The 16925-nt window shown below is 66.0% G+C and carries 17 protein-coding genes; 7 read left to right on the top strand and 10 right to left on the bottom strand.

The features are described from left to right. Nucleotides 1-11: 11 nt before the first annotated feature. The 3 genes from G6N26_RS21840 to G6N26_RS21850 all read right to left on the bottom strand — a co-directional run bounded on the left by G6N26_RS21840 (nt 12) and on the right by G6N26_RS21850 (nt 2622). Nucleotides 12-1103 (bottom strand): amidohydrolase family protein, encoded by a 1092-nt coding sequence (locus G6N26_RS21840; protein WP_067165345.1) that lies wholly within the window; start codon nt 1101-1103, stop codon nt 12-14. Nucleotides 1104-1339: 236 nt separating this feature from the next. After that, entirely contained in the window at nt 1340-2233 is an 894-nt protein-coding gene (locus G6N26_RS21845; protein WP_067165341.1) for an NAD(P)-dependent oxidoreductase, read from the bottom strand. Nucleotides 2234-2241: 8 nt separating this feature from the next. Then, entirely contained in the window at nt 2242-2622 is a 381-nt protein-coding gene (locus G6N26_RS21850; protein WP_067165338.1) for a carboxymuconolactone decarboxylase family protein, read from the bottom strand. A gap of 234 nt (nt 2623-2856) precedes the next feature. Between G6N26_RS21850 and G6N26_RS21855 the strand changes: the two genes are divergently transcribed. The 3 genes from G6N26_RS21855 (at nt 2857) to G6N26_RS21865 (ending at nt 5788) form a co-directional block, all read left to right on the top strand. Further along, nucleotides 2857-3507: a nitroreductase family protein gene (locus G6N26_RS21855; RefSeq protein WP_083015033.1), complete on the top strand. Its 651-nt coding sequence runs from the start codon at nt 2857-2859 to the stop codon at nt 3505-3507. A gap of 123 nt (nt 3508-3630) precedes the next feature. Further along, entirely contained in the window at nt 3631-4629 is a 999-nt protein-coding gene (locus G6N26_RS21860) for an acyl-CoA dehydrogenase family protein (protein ID WP_083015037.1), read from the top strand. Then, nucleotides 4613-5788 carry an acyl-CoA dehydrogenase family protein gene (locus G6N26_RS21865; RefSeq protein ID WP_067165328.1) on the top strand — a complete coding sequence of 392 codons (1176 nt, stop codon included), beginning with the start codon at nt 4613-4615 and terminating at the stop codon, nt 5786-5788. The genes G6N26_RS21860 and G6N26_RS21865 overlap by 17 nt, the downstream gene beginning before the upstream one ends. Nucleotides 5789-5796: 8 nt before the next feature. Here the strand turns inward: G6N26_RS21865 and G6N26_RS21870 are convergent, their stop codons facing one another. From G6N26_RS21870 to G6N26_RS21900, 7 genes are all read right to left on the bottom strand, one after another. Next, a complete protein-coding gene (locus G6N26_RS21870) occupies nt 5797-7179 on the bottom strand; it encodes an alpha/beta hydrolase (RefSeq protein ID WP_083015040.1) in 1383 nt (460 codons plus the stop codon). Nucleotides 7180-7411: 232 nt separating this feature from the next. Continuing rightward, entirely contained in the window at nt 7412-7984 is a 573-nt protein-coding gene (locus G6N26_RS21875; protein WP_083015043.1) for a hypothetical protein, read from the bottom strand. Further along, nucleotides 7981-8880, bottom strand: coding sequence for a hypothetical protein (locus tag G6N26_RS21880; RefSeq protein ID WP_067165319.1), 900 nt, complete (start codon nt 8878-8880; stop codon nt 7981-7983). The genes G6N26_RS21875 and G6N26_RS21880 overlap by 4 nt, the downstream gene beginning before the upstream one ends. Before the next feature lie 32 nt (nt 8881-8912). Beyond that, a complete protein-coding gene (locus tag G6N26_RS21885; protein ID WP_179960247.1) occupies nt 8913-9356 on the bottom strand; it encodes a hypothetical protein in 444 nt (147 codons plus the stop codon). A 99-nt stretch (nt 9357-9455) separates the two neighbouring features. Beyond that, nucleotides 9456-10820, bottom strand: coding sequence for a cytochrome P450 (locus G6N26_RS21890; protein WP_067165313.1), 1365 nt, complete (start codon nt 10818-10820; stop codon nt 9456-9458). A gap of 51 nt (nt 10821-10871) precedes the next feature. Beyond that, nucleotides 10872-11069, bottom strand: coding sequence for a ferredoxin (locus tag G6N26_RS21895; RefSeq protein ID WP_067165309.1), 198 nt, complete (start codon nt 11067-11069; stop codon nt 10872-10874). A 58-nt stretch (nt 11070-11127) separates the two neighbouring features. Further along, nucleotides 11128-11829 carry an SDR family NAD(P)-dependent oxidoreductase gene (locus G6N26_RS21900; RefSeq protein ID WP_083015046.1) on the bottom strand — a complete coding sequence of 234 codons (702 nt, stop codon included), beginning with the start codon at nt 11827-11829 and terminating at the stop codon, nt 11128-11130. 252 nt (nt 11830-12081) lie between these two features. Here G6N26_RS21900 and G6N26_RS21905 point away from each other — a divergent pair, with 252 nt between their 5' ends. The 4 genes from G6N26_RS21905 to G6N26_RS21920 all read left to right on the top strand — a co-directional run bounded on the left by G6N26_RS21905 (nt 12082) and on the right by G6N26_RS21920 (nt 16915). Then, nucleotides 12082-13647: an aldehyde dehydrogenase family protein gene (locus tag G6N26_RS21905; protein ID WP_139799080.1), complete on the top strand. Its 1566-nt coding sequence runs from the start codon at nt 12082-12084 to the stop codon at nt 13645-13647. Then, nucleotides 13644-14849 carry a CaiB/BaiF CoA transferase family protein gene (locus G6N26_RS21910; protein WP_067165298.1) on the top strand — a complete coding sequence of 402 codons (1206 nt, stop codon included), beginning with the start codon at nt 13644-13646 and terminating at the stop codon, nt 14847-14849. The genes G6N26_RS21905 and G6N26_RS21910 overlap by 4 nt, the downstream gene beginning before the upstream one ends. 394 nt (nt 14850-15243) lie before the next feature. After that, nucleotides 15244-16062, top strand: coding sequence for an MlaE family ABC transporter permease (locus G6N26_RS21915; RefSeq protein ID WP_067165295.1), 819 nt, complete (start codon nt 15244-15246; stop codon nt 16060-16062). Between the two features lie 7 nt (nt 16063-16069). After that, nucleotides 16070-16915, top strand: coding sequence for an ABC transporter permease (locus G6N26_RS21920; RefSeq protein ID WP_067165292.1), 846 nt, complete (start codon nt 16070-16072; stop codon nt 16913-16915). The last annotated feature ends 10 nt before the right edge of the window (nt 16916-16925 follow it).

The following is a 16925-nucleotide window of genomic DNA, read 5'->3' on the forward strand; positions in this document are numbered from 1 at the left end:
ACGTCGTACTTCTACTGTGCGCCCACCCCGGCGGGTATGTCTATGCCGTAGAGCTGCGCCGCATTACGCCAGCACAACTTCTCGCGTTGTTCGGCGGAAAGAGCGCTGGGCAGCTTCGTGATATCGCCACACTGCCAGTGTGGATAGCTGGAGCCGAACATCACCATGTCGTCCTTGCCGGTGAAGCCGAACCATTCGCCGGCGAACTCCACGTCGCCGGGGCCGTCGAGGCTGCCCTGGACGAAATACACGTGACCGGGCAGGTAGTCGCTGGGGATCCGCGGTGACCACGGCGTCTGCTCCAGGTGCGGCCGGCCGAACGTGTCCATCCGCCAGATGAACGGCGTCACGAAGTCGGCGGCGCCATCGCCCCACACGAACTTGAGGCCGTCGAACCGCTCGAAAACTCCCTCGGCGATCATGTTCATCAGGTGATACAGGTAGTTCAGCGCCATGAAGCTGACGTACTGCTCGTAGGTCCGGGTGTTCCCCGACGGCGTCGGCGCAAACGCGATGCCCGACCCGACCTCGATATGCGCGGCGACGGGAAGCCCGGCATCGACCGCCGCTTCCCAGATGGGCCAGAACTGCGGCTTGCCGTACAGCTCGCGGGACTGCAGCGGGACGCCGATCTGAACCACGCGCGGATGAGAACGCCATCGCTCGATCTCGCGCAAAGCGCCGGGGATGTCGTCGGGATTCACCCGGATGGTGCCGCGGAACCGGTCGCCGAACTCGCTGGACTCCAGCCAGTTGGACACCATCATTTCGTTGTGCGCGGCGTGCAGCGCGCTGCCCAGGTGCCGGTCCGGCATGATGCCACGAGCCATCGGATGCAGGACCGCGACGTCGACCCCGCGTTTCGTAAACAGTTCAGCAGCAACGAATTCCGGATCCGATCCGGGGTACTGCCGGTCGGGTCCCTCGGTGTTGGGCGCGTACTCGCCACCGGGGGCCCCGTACCAGTCCATCTCGTAGTCGGGGAAGCCGCGACTCTTGAACGGTTCGCGGAGGGTTTTCCGCAGCGCCTTATTCGACGGGAAGAAGATGTGCACGCTCGCGTCGATCAGCGGTGTGCTTGTCCCGTCAGCGTGTGTGATCACGAGAGCAACCCTTCGGCTCCGGCGGCCAACAGCGAGCCGTGCGAGGTCATGTGAATAGCCAATCTAACATTTTGCTGAGCGCTCAATCAATAGGTTTTCGGTAAGCATTCCGTTTAGTCGTTATAGCTGGTAGCGGGCTTTTTGTGGGCTCCCGGGCAAGTGTCGTTCTTCATTACGGATAATACCATTCTCCGGGTTGTTCAGGGATACGATCCGCGAGGTCTGCGCCGCGCGGGCTAGGCCGGGGACGGGCCCACCGTGACGCCCGCGGCCCTCTCGAGCGGTTTGATCACCGTCGTGAAATCGGAATCGGGCCCTTCGTCGCGGGCGACGGCCTCCCACAGCCGGGCGGTCGTCTCCGCAACCTCGGCCGGCACGCCGAGCGACCTCGCCTCGTCGAGGTACAGACGCACATCCTTGACCATCAGGCCGGTGGCAAAGCCGTAGTCGAAGGTGCGCGGCAGGATCGCGCGGGGAAACTTGTCGCGGCTTGCGCTCGTCGCGCCCGACCCCGCGTTGAGCACCTCGATCATCACGCCCGGATCGAGCCCCGCTTTGACTCCCATGACGACCACTTCGGCCGTCGCGGCCAAGACGGTGGCCGCCAAGATGTTGTTGGCCAGCTTCATCGTCTGCGCGGAGCCGGGTTTGTCCCCGACATACACGGGCCGGCCGAGGGCTTCGAGGATCCTTCGGACGGCGTCGAATTCGTCGCGCGGGCCGGACACCATGAGCGCCAGCGTCCCCTTCTCGGCGCCGCCCACCCCGCCGCTGACCGGGCTGTCGATCCGCGCGATGCTCTGTTCGGCGAGCAGGTCGTGGATCTGCATCGCCATTTGGCTGCCGACAGTGGACAAGTCGACATAGCGCTTGATCCGTTCGCCCTCGATCACGCCCGCCGGCCCGGTGGCCACCTCCAGCGATACGCCCGGCGTGGGCAGGCTGGCCAGCACCGTGTCGGCGCGATCGGCGACCTCTTTGGGCGACGACGCCGGGCGCGCCCCCAGCGCGACGATGCGCTCGAGCGCCGAGCCGCGCGTGTCGAACGCGACGACGTCGTGCTTTTCCTGAATAAGGCGGCATGCCATGGGAAAGCCCATGTTTCCCAACCCGATGAACCCGACTTCCATGATGCCCCCTAGCCTCGGTCCAGCTCGGCGAACGCCTCGCCCGCGATGCGAAAGCTGTCGACGGCCGCCGGCACGCCGCCGTAAATGGCCACCTGCAGAAAGATCTCGCGGATCTCCTCGCGGGAGACACCGTTGGTCAGCGCCGCCTTGACGTGCATCCGTAATTCGTTGGGCCGATTGAGCACCGAGATCATCGCCAGGTTGAGCATGCTGCGGGTCTTGCGCGGCAGCTCCTCGCGGCCCCACACGGCGCCCCAGCAGTACTCGGTCACGAGATCCTGTAGGGGCTTGGTGAAGTCGTTTGCCCCGGCCAGCGCGCGGTCGACGTACTCCGCGCCCAGCACGTCGGAGCGGATTTGCCGCCCCCGGTCATACGTTTCGCGATCCAATGCCTTCCTCCTCCACTCCGAGTGCGGCGGCCCTCGGTGGTTGCCGAGGGCGCCGCTGAGCTCCAGTTGCCTGAGCGCAGTCTTGCACCGCGCCGTCTCCGCGAGGTCTACAGTCGAGGTTCACACCGACCTGCCCGCTCGCCTCGTCGTACCCGGCGGCAGGCCACCATCGCCCAATTCACTTGCGATGGACAGAAATACGAGTGGAACGACCCTCGGCGTTGAGGAGAAGCGATGACCGGAGCAAGCGCTGACGTCTGGGAAGTGATGGCGACCGCCCGAACGATCCGGCGCTTCACCGACGAACCGGTGGACGACGCGACCCTGACGCGGTGCCTCGAGGCGGCACGGTGGGCGCCCTCGGGTGCCAATGCCCAGGGCTGGCGTTTCGTGGTGCTGCGCTCGCCCGAGCAGCGCGCCGTGGTGGCCAAGGCCGCCGCCCATGCGCTGGAGGTGATCGAGCCGGTCTACGGAATGAGCCGGCCCGCCGACGCCGACGACAGCCGTCGCGCCCGGACCTACCGTGCGACCTACGAATTGCACGACCGCGCCGGTGAATTCACGTCGGTGTTGTTCACGCAGGCGCATTACCCGACGGCGTCGGAACTGCTGCTCGGCGGTTCGATCTTCCCCGCCATGCAGAACTTTCTGCTGGCCGCCCGCGCCCAGGGACTCGGAGCCTGCATGACCAGCTGGGCCTCCTATGGCGGCGAGCAACTGCTGCGCGACGCCGTCGGTATCCCCGAGGGCTGGATGGTCGCCGGCCACATCGTGGTCGGATGGCCCAAAGGCAATCACGGGCCGCTGCGCCGCCGCCCGCTGGCCGAGTTCGTGAACCTCGACCGCTGGGACGGCGCCGCCGAGGGGTTGCTGACCAGCGGCTAGGTGCGGGAGCAATTCGGCTCGTCACGCGTCGTCCGGTGAGCCCATGCCCGGATTCAGAGATTATTACTTCCGCAACCGAGAATGATATTCTCGCCGTGACAGTCACGACGAGAGGCGGCGCGGATGCTGTTGGAGTTCGATGCTGATCAGCGACTGTGGCAGGACACGGTGCGCGAGGCCGTCACCAAGCAGTGCCCGCCCTCGCTGGTGCGCAGTGTGGCCGAAGAAGGCGTCGACCCGAGCCCCCTGTGGAAGTCCTACGTGGATCAGGGTTGGACCGAGCTGAACGACCCGGAGAGCACGGTCGAGCTCGCCATCGTTCTCGAAGAGCTGGGCCGCGCGACGGACCCCACACCGTTCCTGGCGACGATGAGCCAGTTCGCGCCGCTGGTGGCGGATCGCTTCGACCCGCACGAGTCGGGCACGGCGGTGTACGGCGGGGTGGTGGCCTACCGCGACGCCGAAGGTTGGGTGTTGGACGGAACGGCGCGCCATGTGCTCGACGGCGACCGCGTCGACCAGCTGGCGGTGGTGACCGACGCGGGCGTGTTCATCGTCGCGTCCAGCCAGGTGTCGGCCCGGCGCTCGGCGGTCTTCGACCCCGTGCTGCACGTGGCCGACCTGTCGTTCGGCGAGGTCCGGGTCCCCGACACCGCCCGGCTCACCGTCGACCACGAGCGCGCGCACCATATTGCGTTGACGGGCATGGCAATCACCATGGTCGGCGCCTGCCAACGCATCCTCGACCTGGTGCTCGAGCACGTGGGTAGCCGCCAGCAGTTCGGGGTGCCGATCGGCTCGTTCCAGGCGGTGCAGCACAAGGCCGCCGACATGCACGTCGCGGTGCAACGGGCAAGGGCGTTGGCGTACTTCGCCGCATTGACGATCGCGGCCGACGATCCCCGCCGCCGGCTGGCGGCCGCGATGGCCAAGGCCTCGGCGGGCGAGTGCCAGTCGCTGGTCTTCCGCCATGGCTTACAGCTGCACGGCGCCATGGGATTCACGTGGGAGAACGACCTGCAGTTCGCGCTCAAGCGCGCGAAAGCGGGCGAACTCATGCTGGGCGGCGCGGCGGAGCATCGGGCCCGGATCGCTGAGGAATATCGTGCAGCTGACTTTTGATCCCGACGTCGAGGCGTTCCGGTCCGAGTTTTCGGCCTTCCTCGACGAAAACCTGCCTCCGGCAAGCGAAACGAACGAGCGCCCGCGATCGGTTTCGCACATGCCGGAGTGGGCTCGTCGTTGGCAGCGGCTGCTCTTCGACAACGGCTGGTTGTTGCCGAGCCAGCCGCCGGAATTCGGCGGCCGCAACGCGACGGTGCTGCAGCAGTTCGTCTACCTGGAGGAACTGAGCCGCCGCCGGATCTATCACAGCTTCAACCCGCAGGGCGTGAATATCGTTGCGGCATCGCTATTGTCGTTCGGCAGCGACGAGCAGAAGCAGCGTTGGGCCGTGCCCGTCCTGCGCGCCGAGATGACCGCGTCGCTGGGGATGAGCGAGCCCAGCGCGGGTTCTGACCTGGCATCGCTGCGCACCCGCGCGGTGCTCGACGGTGATCACTTCGTCGTCAACGGGCAGAAGGTGTGGACGTCGGGGGCCCACGACGCCGACTTCTTGTTGACCTTCGTGCGGACGGACCCAGATGCGCCCAAGCACAAGGGAATCAGCGCGTTGGTCATCCCCACCGACACCCCCGGTGTCGTGCGCCGGCCCTTCCCGTCGATTTGCTCGATCGACGACACGGACTTCAACGAGGTTTTCTTCACCGACGCGCGGGTGCCGGCCGAGAACCTGGTCGGGGAACTCAACCAGGGATGGATGGTGGCCAACGGTTCGCTGGGCCACGAGCGCACCATGATGTGGCTGGGCTTCGCGGACCGCCTCGAGAACATGATCGACGACTTCCGCCCCGCTACCGACGTCGAGCGCGACCAGTTCGCCACGACGATCATGGACCGGCAGGCGTTACGCCTGTTGGGCTCGGCCGCGCTGGCCCGCACCGCCCGCGGCGACGACGATGTGGCCGCGATCTCGGTGCTCAAGCTGCTCGGTTCCGAAGCGGAGTTGCGTGGAATGGAATTGGCGCTGACCTCGGCGGGCGCCGAGGGGCTCATCCATCCGGGCCAGACCGGGCCGTATGCGCACATGAACCTCGATCACTACTTCTCCAGCTGGTTTGAGCGCTTCGCCCGCAGCTTTTCCGGGACCATCGCCGGCGGCACGTCGGAAATCCAGCGCAACATCATCGCCCAGCGGGTGCTCGGCCTCCCGCGCGGCTAGCGCGCGCATCAAAGGGTCCGCCCAGACGTCTTGCTGGGCAACGGGATCCGGGGTGCATCCGGCGTGTCCAGCTGACCGGCCAGCCACGGCAACGCGGTGGCGAAGGCCGTGCCGGCGGTCGGCCAGTCGTGTTTTCCGCTCTGGGCGACCACTGCGCAGTCGATGCCCTTCGCGCGGCCGAGGGCGCACAGGGACGCGGCGGCCGCGGACTGGTTGGTCGGGTCGGTGGCGGCGCCGCGGCTCGCGAGAGCCATTGCGGCGGAATCGATGGTGGTGATGTCGCGTCGTGGCGTCGGTGTACCGCCCGAGGAGATCGCGAACCAACCGGAGACCCCGGTGTAATGGCCGTGGCGGTTGATCACCGTCGTCGGATCGAACTCCGCCCACGCTTCGGCGTTCCCGCCGAACAGATCGGCGATGGTCTGTTCCTTGGTTCCGGTGTTCGGGGTCAGGTCGCCCTCGATGTCGACAAACGCGCTGAACTGGGTGGGGTGCCGGACGGTCAGGTTGACCGCGCATGTTCCGCCCATCGACCAGCCGACGACGCCCCAGCGGGACGGGTCCGGGCTGACTCCGAAGTTCGAGACCACATAGGGCACAACGTCTTTGGTGAGGTGGTCGGCGGCGTTGCCCCGGCTGCCGTTAACGCATTCGGTGTCGTTGTCGAACGCCCCGCCCGGGTCCGCGAACACCAGCACCGGCGCGTTGCCGCCATGTGTGGCCGCGAAGGCGTCGATGGTGTCCACGGCATTGCCGGCGCGCACCCAGTCGGCGGGCGTATTGATCACGCCGCCGATCATCATCACCGACGGCAGCTGCGGTGGCGGGTAGCTGGCGAACCACGCCGGCGGCAGGTACACGAGTTCCTCGCGGTGCTGGAAGTGCGACGCGTCTGCGGGGATCGTCACCGGCACGAGGCTGCCGTGGGGCGGCTTGGCGCCTTTCGCCGCGAGCGTGGCGACGGTGGCCTTGTCGGTTTGGTCGGGCAGCGGAACGGAGGTGAAGTGATTCCACGCGCTCTGCACCGTCTGGAAATAGCCGACCCATTGGTTGAGGACCAGCAGCGAGCAGAGCGCACACAGCGGAACCGCCAGGATCGACAGGCCGCGCCGCCACCAACGCGCACCGCGCCAGCCCAGGACCAGGACCGCCGCGGCCATGCCGGCCAATGCCATCCACACATACAGTGCCCGCGGCACCGGCGCGCCGAGGCAACGGTGCGCCCCGACGGCCGCCATGACCCCGACGGCGGCCGCGATCGGCAGCGAGAGCAGCCGCCAGCGGCGCGAGCGCCATCCGGCGGCCAGTGCCAGCGAAAGCGGGGCGACGACCTGGGCCGTGATCGGCACCCAACCGTGCATCAGAGATATGTGGTTGCCCAGTGGCGACATCGCGATTCCTCCTCTCAGCTGCCAGCCCTGAAAGCTGCGTGGGAAAAGGATCGAATGCCGCGCTCGGCGAATCCTTGGTGGATTCTTGGCGTGCGGCTGGGGGGCGCCGCAGCATGTGACGCCACGGCTTTGAGCGTGGCGGCCGGTGGCGTGTCCTGGTCTCAGCGCAGAGTCAACGCCGCGGAATCACACTCGATGACACGGCGCCGCAACCGCGAGCCCAACCGACCGTCTAGACGGGATCGAATTTGGTGATCAGCCACTTGCCGTTGACCTGGCTCAGGCTCACCAGCACGCTGCTGGAGGCCATCGCCGGGTCGGGGTTGTCCTTGCTCGTGGTGCTCTGATCGACCAGCACCAGCACGACGGCCGAATTCGGATGCAACTCCTGAACCGCGGCCCCCAGCACCCGAGCGTTGGTTTTCAGTGACTTCTGCTTGGCTGCCGGAGCCACGATCTGTTCGGTGAACTGGTTGTAGTACGACAGGAAGTCGCCGGACAGGTGCGACTTGGCGGCGGCGAAGTCTTTGTCAAGAGAATCGGGTGAGTAGGAGAGCAGCGCGACCGTCCCGTCGGACGCCGCATTGACGACCGCGCTCGCGACGCTGGCATCGGTCTGTTTGTCGGGCCGGTACTGCTTGAAGTACAGCCACGCCGCCCAGCCACCGGAAAGCAGCAGCAGCACAATCAGAACAACCGGAACGATTTTCACCCTGCGCCGCGGGCGCGGGGCACTGGTTTCGCTGCGCTCGGTTTGTTCGGCGGTGTCGTCGGCAGTGTCGATGGTGGGCTCGTCCTCGCTCATGGGATGAACTCCACGTTGGACATCTTGTATTGCCCGCCATCGTTTTTGATGGTCACCTTGAGCCGCCAATTGCGGGGTTCGTCCTTGGCGCCCGCGGCGTTGGTGATGTGCGATGTCGCGGCGACGAGAACCAACGCGGCATCCCCGTTCATGGATTGCACGGCCGCCGCATTCACGGTGCCCTGGGTAACCACTTTGGACTGCTCGACGACGGTCGTGAAATCTTTTGCGCGCGCCTGGAAGTCGTCGTGGAACTGGCCGGTCGAGCTGTCGATCACCCGCTGGACGTCCTCCTTGGCCTTGTTGAAATCCATGGACGTCAGGTTGACGACACCCTGCCTGGCTCCGGCGATGAAGTTCGCGGCGCGCTGGTTGCGTTCGTTGACTTGATGGCGGTTCCACATCATGTATCCGCTGGCCGCGACGAAGGCGCAGATGAGCAGGATGACGGCTGCTTTCCACGTCACGGACAACGACGGGAGGCGCAAGCGTCGTCGTGAGCGGGCCGGCTCGGATTCTGGTTCCGCACCTTCGGGGGTTTCGTCGGAGACCTCATCTTTGTCGGTCTCCGCCTCGTCGGCGTCGGCGGTGTCGGCGACGTCCTCGTTGGCCTTTGCCTCGGCGCCGGCGGGTGCTTCCTCGTCGGCGGCTACCGTTTCTTGGGCGTCCGAGGACTCCTCCTCGGCGGCCTTTGCCTCAGCCGCTTTCTGGGCCTCTTTCTCGGCTTCGGCTTCGGCCAGCGCCTCGCGCCGGAGCCTGGCGGCACGGGCGCGAGCCCGCGCCGCGGCGGCCAGCGCTTCGGCCTCGGCTGCTTCGGCCTCGGCTTCCTCGAGCAATGCCCTCGCATCGGCTTTCGAGCTGGCCGAATCGCGCGGCGGTTCTTTGGCCTCAGCCATCGTGCTTACTGACTCCTGTACCTCTCACGCGGCTAGAATCGCACGAGCGAGAACGGCCAACTGTTGGTGCCCCCCGGTGCGCCACCGCAGCCCGTGTCGAACGTCGAGTCGACCTGACCCGTCAGCGTCACCGCATCCCACGAGTAAACGTCGTGCGAGGGAAAGAACTGGACCACGCAGCGCACACCGTCGGGCACGTCAACGGCCATGGTGTAGCGGCCGTTGGACAGGCGGGCCTCTCCCCGGTAGACCGTCGCCTGCCCGTTGGGCTGCGGGGTCGCGTATATCTGCAGGCATCCGGGCTGATTAGGGAAGCACGGGTTGATCGACCAAACCCAGAAATGGCCGGGATCCCGGTCCGAGTTCACGCTGTAGTTGGCATACAGCATGTCCGCGTGGGCCGTCGGCGTCATGGTCAGCGCGGCCATGGCAAGCGCAAGGCTCATTGCGAATCGCTTCACCGTTGCGTCTCCCATCTCCGTACACGCTCCGGCCCAAATATAGGGGGCGGTCACGCTGCACAGGCCTACTCGGAAAAATTGCGGCCGTCAACGCCCTGATCCGGCCGGTCCTGCCTAGTCGATGACGGCGGCTTCCTTGCGTTCGGTGATCGGAAGGGCGAGCTCTTGCTCGTCGCAGATGCGTTGGAGCTTTTCGAGTGTCTCGTCCAGGCCGGCCCCGACCTTGCGACCGGGCGTGAAGGTGGCCGGCAGCTTGCGCATGCCCTGGATGACACCGATCGTCTCGTAGTGGACGGTCCCCTCGGGATCGCACTTGTAGTCGGGCATCCGGTCGAGGACCGCGGTGAGCATGGATTTGAACACCGTGCGTGCCACATTCGACCCGATGCACCGGTGGACACCCAGCCCAAAGCTGAAGTGCCGGTTACCTTTACGGTCGAGGATGATCTCGTCCGGGTCGTGGAACACCGAGGGGTCGCGGTTGGCCATCGCCCACGAGATCCACAGCCGCTCGCCCTCTTTGAACTGGGTGCCGTCGAGTTCGGTGTCGTCGGAGAAGGTCCTGCCGTCCCCGGGCGCCGGGGTGAAGAAGCGCAGGAACTCTTCGGTCGCGGGGTCGAGCAGAGTTTTGCGCTCATCGCTGAGCAGCTGCCGTTGCTGCGGGTGCTCCGAAAGCCATTCCAGCGAGTGGGCGGTCAGGGCGGTGGTGGTGTCGAAGCCACCGCCGATGACCAACCCGAGGTTGCCGAGGATCTCCAGCTCCGGTGCGGGCTCACCGTCGATGCGCATCTCGAGCAGGCCGTTGACGATGCCTGGCCGCGGGTTCGCGCGGATCTCGATCATGTTGTTGACCATGTCGAGCCCCATCTCCCGGTGCATCGCGGTGACGCGCTCGATGTCGGGGGAGTGCTCGGGCGTGTAGACCGCGGCGTGCACCGGCTCGCTGTACATGTTCCACTTCTTCAGCGGGATGCCGAGCATGGCGAGGGTGAAGACGGCGGGCACGATGTTGGCGAGGTCGTCGACGAAGTCGATGCTGCCACCCTCGATCTTCTCGTCGAGGCAGGCGCGGGTCACGTCGTCGATGAACGGCTCCCACCGCTTGATCGCGGCCGGGGACAGATACGGGTTGAGCACGGTCCGGTAGGTGCGGTGCTCGGGGTCGTCCATTTCCAGGATGCCGCCGCGAACCGCGCTGACGCGGCTGGCCGTGGGGATCGAAATACCTTTATAGCCACGGCGTTCGCCGTGGAGGTCGTGGTCGTTGGAGACCGCGGGGCAGCGCGCCAGCTCGAAGACCTCGTGGCTGCCGGCTGCCACCCAGTGGCCGCCATAGGTTTCCGTCCAGGCCATGGGGCACTTGGCGTGCATCTCTTCGGTGATCGTCTTGAACTGCGACCGGTACTCGGAAGAATGCCGATCGAAGTGGTATCGGTTCTTCTTGCGGTCGCCGTCGTTGACGACGTCGTCGACACTCAACGCTCTGTCTCCCTCGGTGTTTCGCTGCTAAAGACTTCGGTGTCGGCTCAGTCAGTCTTCGGTGATCATGATCGCCTGCTCCGGGCAGGACTGCGCCGCTTCACGAACCTGGTCCTCCCGATCGGCGGGCACCACCTCGTCGATCGCCGACGAGCTGCCGTCGATGTCGCTGAGCTGAAACGAATCCGGAGCGATCATCGCGCACAGGGTATGCCCCTGGCATCGTTCTGAATCCACCCAAACCTTCACGGCTGTCTCCTCTCACCTGATGCTGGTTTGCCGGGCACCGTCGACGAATCGCCACCGCTCAGGTGTTACGACCGCCGTTGACGCCCAAGATCTGACCGGTGATGTAGCCGGCTTCCTCGGACACCAGGAACGCGCATGCCGCGGCGATGTCCTCGGGTGTGCCGATGCGGCGGACCGGGGTCCGGGCGATGGTCTCATCGATGTCGCCGAGAAAGCCGTTCTTCTCCGCGGCGCGCAGCATCGGGGTGTCGATGAAGCCGGGCGGCACGGCGTTGACCGTGATGCCCTTGGGTCCGTACTCGAGCGCCAGCGACTTCGTGAGGCCGTTGACCGCCGACTTGGCCGCCACGTAGTGACTCATGTAGGGGGCGCCGGAATGCGTGCTCGACGAAGAGATATTGACGATGCGTCCCCACCCGGCCTCGACCATGTCGGGCAGCACCGCTTGCACGGTGTGGAAGACGCCGTTGAGGTTGACGTCGATCACCCGCCGCCAGTCCTCGAAGGTGATGTTGTGGAACTTCTTGAAGCCATCGAGTCCGGCGGCGTTGACCAGAACGGTCACCGGTCCGAGTTGGGCGCGGATGGCCGACAGCGCGGCATCCACTTGCGAGCGGTCGGTCACGTCGGCGGTGAAGGTGAAGTCGGCGTCCGACGCCCGCAAGTCGATGGTGGCGACGTTCAAGCCGTCGGCGCGCAGGCGTTGCACGACGGCAAGCCCGATGCCGGATCCGCCACCGGTGACCACCGCAGTCTTCATGTTGAGGCCTCTACTCCGACGGGGGCCATTTCAGCCACAAAGAATCTCCCTTACAATTATGAGAACCCTACTCTCCTCGCGGAGTGGCGTGCAACACGCCCGCGAAACCGTGTTCGGCCTGCGCCGGGAGCGCCGCAGGGGCAACTTCTAGGCGTTTGCGCCGCTGGTCAGCACCTCGATCTCATTCCTGAGACTTTCTTGAATTATCGAAACTCGAATGTAAGATTCGCCGGGGAAGAGAATGAAATTATCGTGATCGTCACCACACGAGGGGGTACCGGCATGCCTGCCCAGGACACGGCAGAACCCGCCGTTGGGTCCACAGCGACCATCGCGGATGCCGCGCCTGAGTCGGGCGCAGATCGCCGTTTGTTGATCGACGGCAGGCTCGTCGCCACCGGCAAGGCCTTCCCTTCGATCAACCCCGCGACGGGCGCGGTCATCGGGCACGCTCCGGACGCCGGGGTCGAGGAGGCCAAAGCCGCGATCGCGGCAGCGCGGCACGCGTTCGACAGCACCGACTGGCCCACCGATGTCGAGTTGCGCCTCCGCTGCCTCGACCAACTGCACCGCGCGCTCGTCGAGCACGCCGACGAGTTGCGTGAGCTCACCATCGCCGAAGTCGGCGCCACGCGCGCGCTGACCCAAGGTGCTCAGCTCGACGAGCCGATCGGCATCGTGCGCTTCTACGCGGACTTGCTGCGCACCTATCAGTTCTCCGAGAACCTCGGCGAACGGGAATCGCGGGGCATGCGCCACCACCGCTGGGTGGAGAAAGAAGCCGCCGGAGTGGTGGGCGCCATCATCGCCTACAACTATCCGAACCAGCTCGCGCTCGCCAAGCTGGCACCGGCGCTGGCCGCGGGATGCACGGTCGTGCTCAAGGGAGCGCCGGACACGCCGCTGGTCACCTTGGCGCTCGGCGAGCTGATCGCCAACCACACCGACATTCCCGCCGGCGTGGTCAACGTGCTCAGTTCGTCGGATCCCGCTTCCGGTGTCGCCCTGACCACGAGCCCGGACGTCGACGTCATCACCTTCACCGGATCGACCGATGTCGGGCGCAAGATCATGGCCGCGTCCAGCGAGACCGTCAAGCGCGTCTTCCTGGAGCTGGGCGGCAAGTCGGCGGCGATCATGCTCGACGACGCCGACTTCGCCAACGCGGCACTGTTCGCGGCCTTCAGCATGGTCACCCACGCGGGCCAGGGGTGCGCGCTCACGTCCCGGCTCCTGGTGCCCCGAAAGCACCACGACGAAATTGTCGACCTCATCGCCCAGAACTTCGCCAAGGTGAGTCATGGCGACCCGGCCGACCCCAAGACCTACATGGGGCCGCTGATCAACGAACGGCAGCGCGAGAAAGTCGACGGTATGGTTCAGCGCGCCGTGGCCGCCGGGGCGACCCTGGTCACCGGTGGCAAGCGCCTCGACCCTGGCTTCTTCTATGCGCCGACGCTGCTCACCAACGTCGATCCCGACAGCGAGATCGCGCAAGACGAGGTCTTCGGGCCGGTGCTCGTGGTGATCGCCTTCGACGATGACGACGACGCGGTGCGCATCGCCAACAATTCGATCTACGGCCTGGCGGGCGCGGTGTTCAGTCGCGACCAGGACCGGGCGCTGGCGGTGGCGCGCCGGATCCGGACCGGATCGTTTTCGATCAACGGCGGCAACTACTTCGGCGCCGACAGCCCGTTCGGGGGCTTCAAGCAGTCGGGCGTCGGCCGCGAGATGGGGGTAGCCGGGTTGGAAGAGTTCTTGGAGCGCAAGACCTTTGCCGTTCCCGCGGCGATGGCCAATGGGGCCGGCGCATGAAGCCGCTCGAGGGCATCCGGGTCCTGGAAGTCGCCATGTACGGGTTCGTCCCGTCGGCGGGCGCGGTGCTTGCCGAATGGGGCGCCGACGTGGTCAAAGTCGAGCACGCGGTGACCGGCGACCCGCAGCGCGGGCTCCGGCAGACCGGGATGTTGCGCGTCGAAGGCGATCCCAACCCCAACATCGAGCACGCCAACCGCGGCAAGCGCAGCATCGGCCTGGACATGTCGGTGCCCGAGGGCAAGGAAGTGCTCTACGAACTGGCCCGTCGCGCCGATGTGTTCCTGACAAGCTTTCTTCCCGCTCATCGGAAGAAGTTCGGCATCGACGTCGACGACATCCGTACGGTCAATCCGACCATCGTCTACGCCCGCGGCAGCGCGCTCGGCCCGCGTGGCACCGAGTCGGAAAAGGGCGGCTACGACATGACCGCGTTCTGGTGCCGCGCCGGAACCGCGGCGACCATCACCCCGGTGGGAATGCCGGGGATGATCGCGCCGCCGGGCCCCGCCTACGGCGACACCATCTCGGGCACGAACCTCGCCGGCGGGATCGCGGCCGCGCTGCTCAAACGTGAGCGCACCGGCGAACCGTCCGTCGTCGATGTGTCGCTGCTGGGCAGCGGGCTGTGGTCGATGGGGCATACCGTCGCGCTGACAAAGCATCTGGGCCAGCGGCTCGAGGCGCCCCCGCCTGGCGTGCACGGCGCTCCCAACAATCCACTGGTGGGGCTATACACGACGTCGGACGGCCGCTACATCTCCTTCGTGATGATGCAGCCCACCAAGTTCTGGGCTGACGTGTGCCACCACGTCGACCTCCCGGAGCTGGCCGACGATCCGCGCTTCGCGACGGTGGAGGACATCGCCGCCAATACGGCGGACGCGGTGGAACTTCTGACCAAGGCCATCGCAACGCGCACCCTTGCCGAGTGGAGCGAACGCTTCGCCACGCTGTCCGGGCCGTGGGCGCCGGTGCAGGACACCCTGCAAGCCGTCGACGACGCGCAGATCCGCTCGAACGAGTACATGGTGCAAGCGGGTGAGCTCGAGTTGGTGGCCAACCCGGTACAGTTCGACGTCGCAGCGCCGCAGACCGGACCGGCCCCCGGGTTCGCTGAGCAGACCGACGAAATATTGATGGAACTCGGACTTGATTGGGACCGCATCATCGAGCTCAAGACGGCCGGCGCCGTCACTTGAGTACTACCGGGACTGGAGCTAGCCCTCACATGTTCGATTCGATCGTCGCTTCCGTTGGGCCGCATGTGCGTTGCGGCACGGAGCCGACCACGCGATGTCGCATAACGCTTATTCACTTTTCGCTCCGCCCGGACGCAGCATGAGTCATAATCGCCGGACGCTTCAAGACGAGGAGCCCCGCGTGTTGAAGCGCCAACTCACGCAACGGAACGGAGGACTGGCGTGAGCGAGGCCGCCGCTTGCACATCGAAAGCCGATGCCGGAAATTGGCTGCCCTCTGAGCATTTCGCCCTTGTCAGCGCGCCTTTACAGCTGTCAATTATGCCGAATGTACCGCACTCGTTGCGCCACAACAAGACTGTCGGTCTCGTAGCGCGGGAAGGGGCTGGCGCCCATGGCAACCAAGGGAGCTGACCACTGGTCGACGGGATTGCCCGCGCTTCGGCTCAAGTTCGACCTGTCGGGGCCGATGCATGCCGTCGGAGCCTTGTTCGCGATGTCGGCCGATGCGGTCAAGTTCCTGTTCCGCCGGCCGTTCCAGTGGCGCGAGTTCTTGGAGCAGTCCTGGTTCGTCGCGCGGGTGTCGTTGGCTCCCACCCTGTTAGTAGCGATCCCGTTCACCGTCCTCGTCAGCTTCACGCTGAACATCCTGTTGCGCGAGCTCGGCGCCGCGGACCTGTCCGGAGCGGGCGCGGCGTTCGGCGCCGTCACCCAGCTCGGACCGCTCGTCACGGTGTTGATCGTGGCCGGCGCGGGCGCCACGGCCATGTGTGCGGACCTGGGGTCGCGGACGATCCGTGAAGAAATCGACGCGATGGAAGTGCTGGGCATCAACCCGATCCAGCGGCTGGTGACACCGCGGATGTTGGCGTCCGGGTTGGTCGCGTTCTTGCTGAACAGCCTCGTCGTCATCATCGGCGTCCTTGGCGGCTACGTCTTTTCGGTCTTCGTGCAAGACGTTAATCCCGGCGCGTTCGCCGCGGGTATCACGTTGCTCACCGGCGTGCCGGAGGTGGTCATCTCCTGCATCAAGGCAGCGCTTTTCGGCCTCATCGCCGGCTTGGTCGCCTGCTATCGGGGCCTGTCGATCACCGGCGGAGGCGCCAAGGCCGTCGGCAACGCGGTGAACGAAACCGTGGTCTATGCCTTCATGTCCCTGTTCGTCGTCAACGTGGTTGTCACCGCGATCGGCATCAAGATGACGGCGAAGTAGGACGACCATGGCGCTGAGGGCTGCATATCCGCGATTGACCCGCCAACTCGAGCGGCCGGTCGCCCTGATGGGGCGCATCGGTGACCACACCCTGTTTTACGGCAAAGCGCTCGCCGGGGTGCCGTTCGCGGCCACCCGTTACACGCGTGAGGTCGTTCGGCTGATCGCCGAGATCAGCATGGGCGCGGGCACTTTGGCGATGATCGGCGGGACCGTGGTGATCGTCGGCTTCCTGACCCTGGCGGCGGGCGGCACCCTGGCCATCCAGGGTTATACCTCGCTGGGCAACATCGGCATCGAGGCGCTGACGGGCTTTTTGGCCGCGTTCATCAACGTACGCATCGCGGCCCCGGTGGTCGCCGGGATCGGTCTCGCGGCCACCTTCGGTGCCGGGGTGACGGCCCAGCTGGGTGCCATGCGGATCAACGAGGAAGTCGATGCGTTGGAGAGCATGGCGATTCGACCGGTCGCCTATTTGGTGAGCACCAGGATCCTGGCGGGAATGATGGCTATCACGCCGCTGTACAGCATCGCCGTGATCCTGTCGTTCGTGGCCAGCCAGTTCACCACGACGTTCCTGCTCGGACAGTCACAGGGCCTGTACCAGCACTACTTCAACACGTTCCTGAACCCGATCGACCTGTTGTGGTCGTTCCTGCAGGCCATCCTGATGGCGCTCACCATCCTGCTGATCCATACCTACTATGGCTATTTCGCTTCGGGTGGGCCGGCCGGTGTCGGCAATGCGACCGGCAACGCGGTGCGCACCTCGCTCATCGTCGTGGTGTCCGTGACGCTGTTGGTCTCGCTCTCGATTTACGGTACGAACGGCAACTTCAACCTGTCGGGTTAGCAGAGGAGGT

It is taken from the genome of Mycobacterium marseillense, assembly GCF_010731675.1.
GTDB lineage: Bacteria > Actinomycetota > Actinomycetes > Mycobacteriales > Mycobacteriaceae > Mycobacterium > Mycobacterium marseillense.

Coding starts and splice junctions, on each gene's coding strand:
- G6N26_RS21860 (WP_083015037.1), top strand. CDS start 3,631: ATGCTGTTGGAGTTCGATGCTGATCAGCGACTGTGGCAGGACACGGTG.
- G6N26_RS21845 (WP_067165341.1), bottom strand. CDS start 2,233: ATGGAAGTCGGGTTCATCGGGTTGGGAAACATGGGCTTTCCCATGGCA.
- G6N26_RS21875 (WP_083015043.1), bottom strand. CDS start 7,984: ATGAGCGAGGACGAGCCCACCATCGACACTGCCGACGACACCGCCGAA.
- G6N26_RS21920 (WP_067165292.1), top strand. CDS start 16,070: ATGGCGCTGAGGGCTGCATATCCGCGATTGACCCGCCAACTCGAGCGG.
- G6N26_RS21900 (WP_083015046.1), bottom strand. CDS start 11,829: ATGAAGACTGCGGTGGTCACCGGTGGCGGATCCGGCATCGGGCTTGCC.
- G6N26_RS21910 (WP_067165298.1), top strand. CDS start 13,644: ATGAAGCCGCTCGAGGGCATCCGGGTCCTGGAAGTCGCCATGTACGGG.
- G6N26_RS21880 (WP_067165319.1), bottom strand. CDS start 8,880: ATGGCTGAGGCCAAAGAACCGCCGCGCGATTCGGCCAGCTCGAAAGCC.
- G6N26_RS21870 (WP_083015040.1), bottom strand. CDS start 7,179: ATGTCGCCACTGGGCAACCACATATCTCTGATGCACGGTTGGGTGCCG.
- G6N26_RS21885 (WP_179960247.1), bottom strand. CDS start 9,356: ATGGGAGACGCAACGGTGAAGCGATTCGCAATGAGCCTTGCGCTTGCC.
- G6N26_RS21855 (WP_083015033.1), top strand. CDS start 2,857: ATGACCGGAGCAAGCGCTGACGTCTGGGAAGTGATGGCGACCGCCCGA.
- G6N26_RS21915 (WP_067165295.1), top strand. CDS start 15,244: ATGGCAACCAAGGGAGCTGACCACTGGTCGACGGGATTGCCCGCGCTT.